The following is a 12,673-nucleotide window of genomic DNA, read 5'->3' on the forward strand; positions in this document are numbered from 1 at the left end:
GAAGCAGGAAGACATGGCGACGATTTTGGTGACCGGATCCAGCGACGGCATCGGACGGCAGACGGCGAGCACGCTCGCGGCGGACGGGCACCGGGTGGTCCTGCACGCCCGCAACGAGGAACGCGCCGCCCAGGCCCTGGCGTCGGTGCCGCAGGCCGCCGCCGTGGTGCGCGGCGACCTGACCTCCCTGGCCGAGACCCGCGAGCTGGCCGAGCAGGCGGCGGCGGTCGGCCCGTACGACGTGGTGATCCACAACGCCGGGGTGGGCGGGGGCCAGGACGCGCCGGTGCGCACCGGTGACGGCCTGGAACGCATCTTCCAGGTCAACGTGCTGGCGCCGTACGTGCTGAGCGCGCTTGTCCCCTGGCCGGCCAGGCTGGTCTACCTGACCTCCGGGATGGAGGCCGACGGTGTCCCCCGCCTCGACGACCTGCAGTGGCAGGGTCGCGACTGGGACGGCATGCAGGCGTACAGCGACTCCAAGCTCTACGACGTGATGCTCGCCTTCGCAGTGGCGCGGCGCCGGCCGCGGACCCTGAGCAACGCCGTCGATCCCGGCTGGATCCGGACCCGGATGGGCGGGCCCAGCGCGACCGACGACCTGCCGGCCGGGGCCGAGACGCAGCTCTGGCTGGCCACCAGCGACGAGCCGGCGGCCCTGGTCACCGGCCGCTACTTCAAGCGCCGCCGTGACCTGCGGGCCAACCCGGCGGCGTACCGCGAGGAGCTGCAGGAGGAGCTGCTGGCCACCTGCGCCGAGCTGTCCGGGGTCAAGCTGCCGGACTGAGCGGGCGCCCGGCCGAGCGGACCCGGGCGCGGTACCGGAGAATCATCGACCATGAGTGATCAAGCCGCCGCCCGGGTCCGCGACCTCGACATCGTCGTCTACGGGGCCACCGGCTTCGTCGGGGAGCTGGTGGCCGCCCACCTGGCCGGGCACGCGCCCGCGGGCACCCGGATCGCCCTGGCCGGGCGGTCCGCCGAGCGGCTGGAGGCGGTCCGGTCCCGCCTCGGCGTGGACTGGCCGCTGCTGGTGGCCGACTCGGGCGACGTCCCCGCCGTCGAGCGGCTCGCCGCCGCCGCGCACGTCGTGATCACCACCGTCGGCCCGTACGCGAAGTACGGCCGCGCCCTCGCGCACGCCTGCGCCGCGGCCGGCACCGACTACGTCGACCTGACCGGCGAGGTGATCTTCGCCCGGGCCAGCGCCGACGAGAACCACGAGCTGGCCCGCTCGACCGGCGCCCGGATCGTGCACTCCTGCGGCTTCGACTCGATCCCGTCGGACCTCGGGGTGCACGTGCTGTGGCAGCAGGCGCAGGCCGACGGCGCCGGCGAGCTCACCGACACCACGCTCGTGGTCACCAGCATCCGCGCCGGGATCAGCGGGGGCACCATCGACTCCATGCGTCACCAGCTGGACCTGGTCCGCCGCGACAAGGCGCTGCGGCAGCTGGTCGCAAGCCCGTACTCGTTGAGCCCGGCACCGGCCGAGGAGCCGGACCTGGGCCGGCAGGAGGACATGGTGCTGCTGCGGGGCTCGGAGGTCGACCCGTCGCTGCGCGGCAGCCTGGGACCGTTCGTGATGGCGTCCTACAACTCGCGGGTGGTGCGGCGCAGCAACGCCCTGCGGGGTCACGCGTACGGCCGGGCGTTCCGTTACCGCGAGGCGATGAGCACCGGCACCTCGCCGCTGTCGCCGGTGATCGCCGCGGGCACCAAGGCCGGGCTCGGTGCGCTGGTCGTCGGCCTGTCCCTGCCGCCGACCCGGTTCCTGCTGGACCGGATTCTGCCCAAGCCCGGCGACGGTCCCGACGAGCGGACCCGCAAGCGGGGGCACTTCACCATGGACCTGTTCACCACGACCAGCACCGGCGCGCGCTACACGGCCCGGTTCCGGGCCAAGGGTGACCCCGGCTATCAGGCCACCGCGGTCATGCTCGGCGAATCGGCGCTGGCCCTGGCGCTGGACCGCGCGGAGCTGCCGGAGACCGAGGGCGGCGTGCTGACGCCGGCCACCGGGATCGGTGACGCATTGGTCAAGCGGCTGCGGGCCACGGGTATGGAGATCACCGCGCGGCGGCTCGGCGACTGAGTACTGTCCGATTTAGGTACTCGGGGTCGCCCGGCCGGTGCGGCCGGGGTTAGCGTCCGGGGATCGCCCGCAATGCCGCGTGGAGGTCCTGGATGCGCAGAGTTGCCCTCATCTCATCTGTCGTCATCGCTCTGGTGCTGGCGGCGGTCGCGCCCGCCGGCGCGCAACCCACCCCGTTCCGGCCCGGTGCGCCGGGCATCGGAGACCCCTACTTCCCGCTGGCCGGCAACGGCGGTTACGACGTACGCCACTACGGCCTGGACATCAGATACACCCCGGCCACCGACGTGCTGGCCGGCACCGCCACGATCACCGCCCGCGCCACCCAGCACCTGTCCGCGTTCAACCTCGACTTCGACGGCCTGACCCTGCGGTCGCTGACCGTGGACGGCCGCCCGGCCGCCTGGCAGCGGGCCAACGGCGAGCTCACCGTCACGCCGCAGCGTGGACTGCGCAAGGGCCGCACGTTCACCGTGGTGGCCCGCTACGACGGGGTGCCGCAGATCATCGCCGACCCCAACCTGGGCTCGTCCGGGGTCTTCACCACCGACGACGGCATGGTCATCGTCGGGCAGCCCGAAGTCGCGTCGACCTGGTTCCCGGTCAACGACCACCCCCTGGACAAGGCCTCCTTCACCACCCGGATCACCGCGCCGCGGGGCCTGCAGTCCATCTCGAACGGCGTGCTGGTCGGCACCAGCACCCGGCGCGGCTGGACCACCACCACCTGGCAGGCCCGCGAGCCGATGGCGCCGTACCTGGCCACCGCCACGGTGGGCGAGTATCAGGTGAAGAAGTACAAGAAGGCCGGGGTCGAGTACCTGGACGCGCTGGACCCGAAGCTGTTCAAGCCGGCCGCCGCACCGCGCACCGGCACGCAGGTGGCGTTCACCCAGGCCGGCGAGCCGGCGTACAAGCGGCTCACCCACACCGTCGACGTGCCCGCCGGCGGGGCGACGCTGAACTTCTACGTCACCCGCGACACCGAGCCGGAGTGGGACTACTTCTTCGTCGAGGCACACACCGCCGGGGCCGACGACTGGACCACCCTGCCGGACGCCAACGGGCACACCAGCACGGAGGCCGCGGCGCTCTGCTTCTACGGTCCGCAGACGTATCCGTTCCTCACCCACTACCTGACGCCCGGCCCCGACGACACCTGCGCGGCGCCGGGCACCACCGGCACCTGGCACGCGGCGACCGGCAAGAGCGACGGCTACGAGGCGTGGTCGATCGACCTCTCCGGGTACGCGGGCAAGCAGATCGAGGTGTCCCTGAGCTCGGTGAACGATCAGGCCATCACCGAGGCGGGCGCGTTCGTCGACGACGTGGTGGTCTCCACCGGCCAGGGCACGACGTCCTTCGAGTCCGACGGGAACACCCTGGACGGCTGGGTCCCCGGCGGTCCCCCGCCCGGCAGCCCGGCCAACCCGAACACGTGGATCGCCGGCACGGTGGACCAGTTCCCGCCGACCGTCGGTGACCGGGCCGCGGGGTCGCTGGCCCGCGAGCCCGAGATCATCTCCTTCCTGGCCGAGAACTTCGGGCCGTACCCGTTCTCGGCCGCGGGCGGCATCGTGGACAGCTCGGACAGGTTCGGCTTCGCACTGGAGACTCAGACCCGCCCGGTCTACGCCCAGGTCTTCTTCAGCAGCCCCGAGTCCGGCGACGCCGTGGTGGTGCACGAGCTGGCCCACCAGTGGTACGGCGACAGCCTGGCGGTGGCGAGGTGGCAGGACATCTGGCTCAACGAGGGCTTCGCGACGTACGCCGAGTGGTTGTGGAGCGCGCGCGAGAAGCACGGCACGGAGCAGGAGATCTTCGACGCCAACTACCAGGGGCTCTTCCCGGAGTTCTGGGGGCTGCCGATCGGTGATCCCGGCCCGGATCACCTGTTCGACTTCCAGGTCTACCTGCGCGGCGCCATGACCCTGCACGCGCTGCGTATGGAGGTCGGCGACCGGGCCTTCTTCACCATCCTGCGGACCTGGGCCTCGACCCGGCGCGGTGACAGCGTCACCACGCCGGAGTTCATCACCCTGGCCGAGCGGATCTCCGGCCGGTCCCTGGACGCGCTGTTCCAGGCCTGGCTGTTCAGCCCGACCCGGCCCGAGCTGGCGACGCCCCCGGCGACCTCCGCCCGGACCGCGTCCGTTCCCGCCCCGATCCCCCGGCACCTGCGCCGCTGACCCGCCGGTCCCGCCCCCGCAGCACCGGGGGCGGGACCGGCCCGGGCGGGCGGGCGGGCGACGGGATGCATCTTCCACTGCCCGGCAAAATCTCCAAGTCGGCCCGCACACCGCCCCCCGGTGGTGATAGTGAGGGCATGACCACGGTGATCGCCCCGACCCAGCCTGCCCGCGGACGGCGGTCGTTCGCCGACCTCAGCGTCAACCTGAAGGTGCTGTCGGCCGTGGCCGTCGCCGCCCTCGTGGCTCTGATCGTCGGCATCAACGGCATCCGGTCGCTCAGCGAGGCGAGCAACTCCGCGCAGCTCATCTACACCAGCAACGTGGCGAGCATCAATGCCGTGGGGGACCTCCGGGCGGCGGCGACCCAGGCCCGCTCCGACCTCGCGAACCAGGCCCTGTCACCGGACGCCGCCTCGGTCACCAAGTTCACCCAGGCGTTCATGAAGGATCTGGACCTGTTCAGCACCGCGATGGCGGCGTACCGGGCCAGCGGGCCGGCCGGTGATCCGGCGGTCACGGAGAAGGTGCAGACGACGTGGAACGCGTACATCAAGATCGCGCAGGAGGAGATGCTCCCGACCGGGGCCAAGAACGACTTCGTGACGTGGTCCAAGCTGCGCGACACCAAGACGCTGCCGTTGCTCACCTCGCTCTTCGCTGACGTGAGCACGCTGGACCAGGCCGAGGTCGACGACGCGGCCCGCAACGCCGCCGCGGCCAAGTCGGGCTACGAGTCCAGCCGGACGACCGCGATCCTCACGCTGATCATCGGGGTGCTGCTCGCCCTGGCCCTGGGCGCGCTGGTCGCCCGCCGCATCGTGCAGGCGCTGACCAAGGTCAAGGCCGTCTGTGACGCCCTCGCCGCCGGGGACCTGACCCGGACCAGCGGGCTCACGTCCCGCGACGAGCCGGGCCAGATGGGCCGGGCGCTCGACGCCGCCGTGGGCCGGCTGCGCCAGACGGTGACCACGATCGACGGCTCCGCGGCGTCCCTGGCCAGCGCGTCGGAGCAGATGACCGGCACAGCGACGCAGATCGCCGCCTCGGCGGAGGAGGCCTCGGCCCAGGCCCAGGCGGTCTCAGCCGCGGCCGAGCAGGTCTCGCGCAGTGTCGACACGGTATCGGCCGGCAGCGAGGAGATGGGCGCGTCGATCCGGGAGATCTCCCAGAACGCCACCGAGGCCGCCCGGGTCGCCGAGGAAGCCGTCAGCGTCACTGCGGCGACCTCGGCCACCATGGGCAAGCTCGGCGAATCCTCGGCCGAGATCGGCAACGTCATCAAGGTCATCACCTCGATCGCCGAGCAGACCAACCTGCTCGCCCTCAACGCCACCATCGAGGCGGCCCGCGCGGGTGAGATGGGCAAGGGCTTCGCCGTGGTCGCCTCCGAGGTCAAGGACCTGGCCCAGGAGACGGCCCGCGCGACCGAGGACATCTCCCGGCGGGTGCAGGCGATCCAGTCCGACACCAGCGGCGCCGTGCTGGCCATCGAGGAGATCAGTGCGGTGATCTCACGGATCAGTGAATTCCAGACGACCATCGCCTCGGCTGTGGAGGAGCAGACGGCCACGACCGCGGAGATGAACCGCAGCGTGGCCGAGGCGGCCACCGGCAGCGGTGAGATCGCCCAGAACATCACCGGCGTCGCCGAAGCCGCCCGGCTCACGAGTCAGGGTGTCTCCGAGACGCAGCAGGCGACCGCGGAGATGGCCCGGATGTCGACCGAGCTGAGCAGCCTGGTCGCCACCTTCCGCTACTGATCCGCGCAGGCCACGCAGGTGGTGGCGAACGGCCGGGCGGCGAGCCGCTCGGCCGGGATCGGCCGGCCGCAGCGTTCACAGCCGCCGTAGGTGCCGGCCGCCGACCGGTCCAGCGCGTCGTCGAGATCGGCGATGCGACGCCGGCCCGCGGCGAGCAGGGCGGTGAGCTGCGCCCGCTCGAAGGCGATGGTGCTGCCCTCCGGGTCGTGCTCGTCGTCGGCGTTCGAGCTGCGGGAGGCCGCGAAGAGCTCGAGCAGCTCCTGGTCGAGCCGCTCCACCTGGGCCCGGGCCTCGGCCCGCAGGTGTCGCAGGGTGTCGTCGCGGTCCATCCCCCGACGATACGTTCCATGACCGGGCCTAAGCTGCACTGCTGTGGATGACCTCGCGCACGCCCGGGTGCTCCGCGACCAGCTCGGGCCGACGTTCTGCCTGACCTACGTCAAGGACGCCGACGCCGCGACGGCCCTGCGCCGGCTGGGCGGATGCCCGGACACCATCCGCGAACGCACGACCGCGGAGGTGACCGGTCAGCGGCAGTCCGCCGAGGCCGGATCCCCCGAGGTCGCCGTGGCCCTGGAGCTCGGCGCCTGGTCCGTGGTCATCGAGCCCGGCGGGATCCTCGGTGCCGACCACGGCCTGCTGGAGGTGGCCTCGCGGGGCAGCGCGGCGGTCTCGGTGCTGCGCCACGACGACGCCGCCGCGCACTTCGGCTACGCGGTCGACGGCACCACGATCATCGGCTTCGACCCCGGCTACCCGGCCGAGGAGACGGTCTGGGGCGCCGACCCGGGCATGCTGCGCCACCTGATGGACGCGCTGGGCCTGCGGGCGCCGACCGACGAGTACGAGCCCACCTGGCCGGACGCCGAGGCCCGGGCGATCGTGCTGGCCCAGCGGATCACCGGCGCCCGGCTCCCGGACCAGCCCCTGTCAGCCGCCCGGATCTCGGCCGAGCTGGAGCCCTGGTTCGTCACCCCGGCCACCGCCGGAGACCTGCTGCGCGCCGGCCGGCGGACCCCGTACGCCGCGGAGCTGGTCACCGCCGCGGAGGCCGCCGCGCCGCAGCTGCAGCGGTCGGTCGCGGTCGCGGAGGTACGCCGGCAGGCAACAGTCCTGGGCCTCGCGGACACCCCCGGGCTCCTGCCGGCCATCGCATCCGGCGACCCGATGACACCGGACTCGCCGCTGGGCAAGCAGGTGCGCGAGTGGCTGGCTGCCGGCCGACGGGCGGGGCGTGACTCCGCGTTCCCCTGGTTCCTCGCCGCCCTGCGTGGCGTACGGGACCCGGACCCCCGCGTGGCCCTGCTCGCCGCGCTGAAGCCGTACGGGTCGGGCCTGCCCGGTCTGGCCGACGAGCAGGCCCGCACCGCGGTCCTCGCCGCCCTAGGCGACCAGGCTCGCTGACCGCCCGCTAAGCCGGGCGGTGATCGCGCGCAGCGCGGCGACGGTCTCCGCGTCCCGCTCCGCGTCGTCCTCGGTCGGCCAGGCGCTGCACTTGACGATCACCACGTCGGCCGCCGGGTCGACGAACAGGTACTGCCCGTGCACGCCCAGCCCGGTGAACGCGCCGCCGTCCAGCGTCCACCACTGGTTGGCGTAGCCGTAGTGGTCGTAGCCGCTCGGGCCGAGCGCGCCGATCGCCAGGTGCGCCACGTCGCGGACTCCGCTGCGGGCCACCCAGTCGCGGGGGACGATCTGCTCGCCGTCCAGGACACCGTCGTGGGCCATCAGCAGCCCGAGCCGGGCCACGTCCCGCGCGGTCGCGTTGAACGAGCCGCCGCCGATCGCCGTACGCGGCCGGGAGCGGGAGAGCCAGTAGTAGGCGTCGCGGTCGGCGCCGATCCGGCTCCACAGCCGGTCGGCGGCGTACCGGGCCAGGGACTTGCCGGTGGCGGCCTCGAGCACCCAGCCGATGAGCTGCGCGTCGAGGGTGGAGTAGTTGAACCGCTCCCCCGGCGCCCCGGTGCGCCGGGCCGACCGCAGCACGTCCTCGACGCTGCCGCGGCCCAGGCAGGCCTCCTCGAAGCGCTTGATGTCGGTGCCGGGCACGTCCCACTGCTCGATGTCGCCGACGCCGCTGCTCATCGCGAGCAGGTCGGCGAGGGTGGCGGACTCGTAGGCCGTACCGGCGAAGTCGGGCCGGTAGTCGATCACCCGGTCGGTCAGGGCGCCGATCGCGCCGTCGGCCAGGGCGATGCCGACCAGCATCGAGGTCAGCGACTTGGACAGGGAGAAGAGCTGGAAGCGGGCCCGCGGACCGGCGAAGACACCGGGGTACGACTCGTGCACGAGCTCGCCGCGGTGCAGCACGACGAAGGCGGTGGTGAAGGTCCGGCGGTGCAGGTCGGCGAGGCTCAGCTCGGCGCCGCCGAAGGTGTACGTCACGTCGAGCGGGCGGGACCGGCCCGGCAGCGGCCGGTGCACCGGGCCCCGGGCCACCCGCTCGGTGGGCAGCAGCCAGTTCATGTGGGTGAAGGTCCACTCGTTGAACGGCCGCCGCATGATCAGGTCGCCCTGGCGCTCCCACCAGGAAGAACTCGGCTGAAGGTGATGCTGGTCGATGACACTGGTCATAACAGCCCCCGCTGTCCGATCGACGGTGCGTACGCGTTACGTAACGCCTCGGACATGACTACGGAGTGGATCGGCGAATCGTTCGGCCCGATCGGATGACTTTTTCCCGGCCTGTCCTGGGCCGGCTCAGCGGGACAGCGGGAGCACCAACCGGGACACGCCCAGCCGGACGCCGACCGTGGTGCCGGCCGGGTAGCGCAGTGTGTGGTCGCGTTCGGTGGAGATCAGCACGAGGCCGATCCGGTGCCCGGCCGCGAACACGTGGTCCTGGGTCTGCAGGTTCCAGCTGAAGGTGTAGGTCCTGCCGGCGCGCACCGGCGTGCTGCGCGCGGCGGAGAGCCGGTTGCGCACGTCGAGCCAGCCCCGGGTGACGATCTCCGAGTCGGTGCGCGTGGTCACGTACTCCCGGCGGTTGAAGCAGCCCGGATCCTCCGGGATGCCGGGGCCGACGCAGTCCTGCACCGGCAGCGACCGCAGCCCGGCGAAACGGTCGGCGGGACCGTAGTCGACCAGCAGCGCGGTGAGGTACGGCGACGGGCCGTCCACGTCGGCCCGGATGGTGACCTTCGGCGTGCCGGAGAGCCGGGTCTCGCGGGCCAGCGGCTCGGACAGGTAGGCCAGCCTGTTCGGGTCGGCGGTGAACTCGTCGTCGGCCAGCTGCTCGGCGGTCTGCGCGGGATCGTCGACGAACGACTCGCGGGTGCCGAAGCCGGACGGCGTGCGGCTCAGCGTGCCGCCCGGGCCCGGGAACATGGCGGTCGGCCGGGTGCCCGGCACGGGCCAGGACCGGGCGGTACGCCAGACGGTCGGCGCGACCTCGACGTCGGCCATCGGCTCGCGCATGATGCCGGTGTCGATCCGGTAGAGCCAGTAGTCGAACCAGCGGTGCAGCGTGCTGAGCCACTCGGCCCGCCGGACGTTGAACGGGTCGGTGTGCGCGGCCTGGTGCAGCCAGATCTTGCGCGGCACGTGCCGCTTGGCGAGCGCGTCCCACCACTGCCCGGCCTGCGAGGTCCGCACGTTGTCGTCGTGCAGCCCGTGCACGAGCAGCACGCTGGCGCGCACCTTGTCGACGTCGCGCAGGTAGTCCCGCTCGGCCCAGAAACGGTTGTAGTCGCCGGTGACCCGGTCCTGGTCGCGTTCGATCGCGGCCATGACGTCGGCGCAGACCTCGGGATGCTCACGGGTGAGCACCGCCTTGGCCAGCACGTCGGTGTCCTCACCCTGGAACCCGCCGGGAGCCACGACCCCACCGTTGGCCCGGTAGTAGTCGTACCAGCTGGAGATGGCGGCGATGGGCACGATCGTCTCCAGCCCCCGCACCCCGGTGGCGGCGACGGCGTTGGGCAGCGTGCCGTTGTAGGACACCCCGATCATGCCGGTGCGCCCGGTCGACCACCCGGCCCGTACGGGCGCGCCGGCCTCGTCGAACGCGGCGGCCCGCCCGTTGAGCCAGTCGACGACGGCCTTCATACCGAGCGTCTCGTTGCGCCCGCCGGAGGTGGGACACCCGTCCGACCCGCCACTGCCGAGACTGTCGGCGAAGGCAACGGCGTAACCGCGCGGCACGAAATAGTTGTCCAGGTAGCCGGCGAAGGTCACGGTCTCGGCCGCCCGGTCGGCGCCGGTCACCCCACTGCGGCGCGCGCCGGCGCCGTCCCGGTCGATGTCGTCATGATTCGGTACGTCGTTGAGCCCGGCGTAGTACGGACTGGCCTGGAAGATGACGGGGACGCGGCGCTCGGTCCGCGGCCGGATGATCCGTACGGCGACCCGGTCGGGCTGCCCGTCGGCGTCACTGTCCACCGTGGTCTGCACCCACACCCGCTCACGCACGGCCTGGGTGTAGTCATGGATCGGCTCGGTGCCGACGACGGGCGCGGCCTGCGCGACACTGGCCCCGGCGACCACTGTGAGCAGGGCGGAGCCGGCGGCCAGGGCACGAACCAGGAATCGGACGGATCGCATCGACGCACGCCTCCGGCACTCGGAACCAGATACCGGCCCGACCCTATCGTCTTTGATCGATGCCTGGGGGGCGGCTGATGGTGTCAGTGAACCGTCGGGGGAAGCGCAACCCGTTCCGGGCGCGTCGCCAGTTCGAGCAGGAAACGCGACGCGGACATGTAGTAGGTGACGGAGAAGCGCAGACTCTCGTCGAGGATCACAACCGGCCATTCCTTCGGTTTGCCGGATGCCGGCAGCCAGCACAGGTAGCCGCCGCCACGCAACCGGCCCCAGGTGATCAGGCCGCCGGACTCGGGGTGGATGGTGCCGATCGGCCCGGCGCCGGCGGCGCGCAGCTCGGCCACCCGGTCGCCGAGTTGCTTCAGCTGCGCGAAGAAGTCGGTGGCGGAGCCGTCCGGCGCGGACACGGTCGCCGGCCCGACCGACACTGCGCCCAGCGTGTCGACAAGACGGAAGAAGTCCGGCGGCACCCCCCGGCCTATCCGGGTCAGCACAGCGACACGGTCGACGGTCGACTTCGGCCCCGGCGCTACCACGGCGGCGAGATCGGCGACCGCGTTCACCGGCTCGGCCAGCGGCGTGCGCACCTCACCCTCCAGCCAATAGCCGGCGCGCGGCCGCGCCTGGGTGGCGGAAGCGTAGGAGGACGGGCCTCCAGCGGGCTTGAACGCGACGAAGGTCGGTGGCTGGCGAGCCTCGGCGACATAGGCCAGCATCGGAACTCCCGACGGGACCGTGGTGATCGCACGCATGAACTCAGCGGTGCTCAGGCCGGTCACCTGCCATTCGATGAGCCGGCTCTCACAGACGACGACCGGCCACGCGTCCGGCGTGTCGCCCTCGGGCAGCCAGCAGATGACGTAGTCGAACCCGATCGTCGCCCACGGAACGACCCCGTCCGGAGCGGGATAGAGGGGATACGGGAAACCCTTCTCCTGGGCGTCGTCACGAAGCAGGGCGGCGTATCCGCCCACCTCGGCGGCGTACGCGGCCGGATCCGATTCGGCGGACGGATGCAGGACCTTGAGAAAGCTCTGGAACACGCCCGGCGGGAACAGCGAGCACAGCTCCCGGAACTCGGCCGGGTAGCGCAGACCGATGGCCTGCTCGATCCCCGCCCACTCCAGTTCGGTGGGCGGTGCCGCCCATCCCACGTCCGCGCGGAGGTCCGGCAGAGTACTCATGATCACTTCCGATTCTCGGTCAGGCACTCGGGGACCGGCTCGTCACCCCGGTGTATCGGTTCGACACGGTAGTAAACCGCCACGATCTTCTGGCCGAACCGCCTCGTGCCGGACCGCACGCCGGGATGCCAGAGTTCCTCAGGTGACCTACGAACACGATCAGGAAGCCCGCCGCGAGGCCGCCGACCATGCTCTGAGCGAAGCCGATCTGCGGCAGCTGGCTGCTCAGGTCGCCACCAAGCGGACAAGCCTGGGCGACGATGGCTGGCGCGGCCAGTCGATCGCGTTCGCTCCCGCGAACTGGGCCGGGCTGATCGACGGCATGACCGTCGCCCAGGCGGGGAAGATCTCCCGCGGCGAGGTCTTCGACATCGCGGCCCGGGGCTCGGTGGTCGATGTCTTCATCGCGAGCTTCGTCTGGGGCAGCGGCAAGCGCGGGTACGGCCCCACCCGCTGCCGCAGCATCCTGGAGCTGGCCGGAACGAACCTCGAACGGGCATTGAAGCGCGCAGCGTCGGCGCAGGATCCGATCGCCGCCTACGCGATCCTGTACGGCGGCTACGACCCCAAGAAGCGCGCTCAGGCAGGCGATGAGGCGTGGGGCCGGCTGACCGGGTACGGCCCGGCGTTCTTCACCAAGTTCCTCTACTTCACCACCCCGGGCGCCCTGATCCTGGACCACCGGCTGGCCACCACCGTGCACCGGCTGACGAAGATGCCGTACCTGGTCACCTCCAAGGGCCGGTCCCGCGCCTGGAGTCCGTACCGCTATGCCGTCTACCTGCACTGGATGCACCAGACCGCGCACCGGCTGGCCGTCGAGCCGGACCTGCTCGAACTGACGCTCTTCGAGTCATGAGGTGGCTTGGCAGCACGGGTCGTTTGTCTCGGCCCGTGCTG

10 protein-coding genes are annotated in these 12,673 nt (G+C 72.0%); 6 read left to right on the forward strand and 4 right to left on the reverse strand.

Annotated elements, in window-relative coordinates; all coding sequences use genetic code 11:
- Positions 1-13: 13 nt before the first annotated feature.
- The 4 genes from ACQP2Y_RS27800 (at position 14) to ACQP2Y_RS27815 (ending at position 6,047) form a co-directional block, all read left to right on the forward strand.
- Entirely contained in the window at positions 14-787 is a 774-nt protein-coding gene (locus ACQP2Y_RS27800) for an SDR family NAD(P)-dependent oxidoreductase (protein ID WP_433717974.1), read from the forward strand.
- A 51-nt stretch (positions 788-838) separates the two neighbouring features.
- Positions 839-2,095, forward strand: a complete 1,257-nt coding sequence (locus ACQP2Y_RS27805; protein WP_433717975.1) for a saccharopine dehydrogenase family protein — start codon at positions 839-841, stop codon at positions 2,093-2,095.
- Positions 2,096-2,187: 92 nt separating this feature from the next.
- Positions 2,188-4,284 (forward strand): M1 family metallopeptidase, encoded by a 2,097-nt coding sequence (locus tag ACQP2Y_RS27810; protein ID WP_433717976.1) that lies wholly within the window; start codon positions 2,188-2,190, stop codon positions 4,282-4,284.
- 137 nt (positions 4,285-4,421) lie between these two features.
- Positions 4,422-6,047, forward strand: coding sequence for a methyl-accepting chemotaxis protein (locus tag ACQP2Y_RS27815; RefSeq protein WP_433717977.1), 1,626 nt, complete (start codon positions 4,422-4,424; stop codon positions 6,045-6,047).
- On the opposite strand, the gene ACQP2Y_RS27820 is transcribed toward ACQP2Y_RS27815, so the two are convergent.
- Entirely contained in the window at positions 6,041-6,376 is a 336-nt protein-coding gene (locus ACQP2Y_RS27820; protein WP_433717978.1) for a TraR/DksA family transcriptional regulator, read from the reverse strand. The genes ACQP2Y_RS27815 and ACQP2Y_RS27820 overlap by 7 nt on opposite strands.
- Before the next feature lie 43 nt (positions 6,377-6,419).
- Here ACQP2Y_RS27820 and ACQP2Y_RS27825 point away from each other — a divergent pair, with 43 nt between their 5' ends.
- Positions 6,420-7,451 carry a DUF6461 domain-containing protein gene (locus tag ACQP2Y_RS27825; RefSeq protein WP_433717979.1) on the forward strand — a complete coding sequence of 344 codons (1,032 nt, stop codon included), beginning with the start codon at positions 6,420-6,422 and terminating at the stop codon, positions 7,449-7,451.
- Here the strand turns inward: ACQP2Y_RS27825 and ACQP2Y_RS27830 are convergent.
- The 3 genes from ACQP2Y_RS27830 to ACQP2Y_RS27840 all read right to left on the reverse strand — a co-directional run bounded on the left by ACQP2Y_RS27830 (position 7,431) and on the right by ACQP2Y_RS27840 (position 11,773).
- A complete protein-coding gene (locus ACQP2Y_RS27830; RefSeq protein ID WP_433717980.1) occupies positions 7,431-8,621 on the reverse strand; it encodes a serine hydrolase domain-containing protein in 1,191 nt (396 codons plus the stop codon). The genes ACQP2Y_RS27825 and ACQP2Y_RS27830 overlap by 21 nt on opposite strands.
- A gap of 126 nt (positions 8,622-8,747) precedes the next feature.
- Positions 8,748-10,589: a Xaa-Pro dipeptidyl-peptidase gene (locus ACQP2Y_RS27835; protein WP_433717981.1), complete on the reverse strand. Its 1,842-nt coding sequence runs from the start codon at positions 10,587-10,589 to the stop codon at positions 8,748-8,750.
- Between the two features lie 83 nt (positions 10,590-10,672).
- The gene (locus ACQP2Y_RS27840) at positions 10,673-11,773 is read right to left on the reverse strand and encodes a hypothetical protein (protein WP_433717982.1); all 1,101 of its coding nucleotides are present in this window, start codon (positions 11,771-11,773) and stop codon (positions 10,673-10,675) included.
- A 142-nt stretch (positions 11,774-11,915) separates the two neighbouring features.
- Between ACQP2Y_RS27840 and ACQP2Y_RS27845 the strand changes: the two genes are divergently transcribed.
- A complete protein-coding gene (locus ACQP2Y_RS27845) occupies positions 11,916-12,632 on the forward strand; it encodes a hypothetical protein (RefSeq protein ID WP_433717983.1) in 717 nt (238 codons plus the stop codon).
- Positions 12,633-12,673: the final 41 nt, after the last annotated feature.

Source organism: Actinoplanes sp. CA-051413, assembly GCF_050955795.1.
Classification (GTDB): domain Bacteria; phylum Actinomycetota; class Actinomycetes; order Mycobacteriales; family Micromonosporaceae; genus Actinoplanes.

Excerpts from the sequence above, each read along its gene's own strand:
- ACQP2Y_RS27840 (WP_433717982.1), bottom strand. The coding sequence starts at position 11,773 with ATGAGTACTCTGCCGGACCTCCGCGCGGACGTGGGATGGGCGGCACCG.
- ACQP2Y_RS27800 (WP_433717974.1), top strand. The coding sequence starts at position 14 with ATGGCGACGATTTTGGTGACCGGATCCAGCGACGGCATCGGACGGCAG.
- ACQP2Y_RS27815 (WP_433717977.1), top strand. The coding sequence starts at position 4,422 with ATGACCACGGTGATCGCCCCGACCCAGCCTGCCCGCGGACGGCGGTCG.
- ACQP2Y_RS27820 (WP_433717978.1), bottom strand. The coding sequence starts at position 6,376 with ATGGACCGCGACGACACCCTGCGACACCTGCGGGCCGAGGCCCGGGCC.
- ACQP2Y_RS27835 (WP_433717981.1), bottom strand. The coding sequence starts at position 10,589 with ATGCGATCCGTCCGATTCCTGGTTCGTGCCCTGGCCGCCGGCTCCGCC.
- ACQP2Y_RS27830 (WP_433717980.1), bottom strand. The coding sequence starts at position 8,621 with ATGACCAGTGTCATCGACCAGCATCACCTTCAGCCGAGTTCTTCCTGG.
- ACQP2Y_RS27805 (WP_433717975.1), top strand. The coding sequence starts at position 839 with ATGAGTGATCAAGCCGCCGCCCGGGTCCGCGACCTCGACATCGTCGTC.
- ACQP2Y_RS27810 (WP_433717976.1), top strand. The coding sequence starts at position 2,188 with ATGCGCAGAGTTGCCCTCATCTCATCTGTCGTCATCGCTCTGGTGCTG.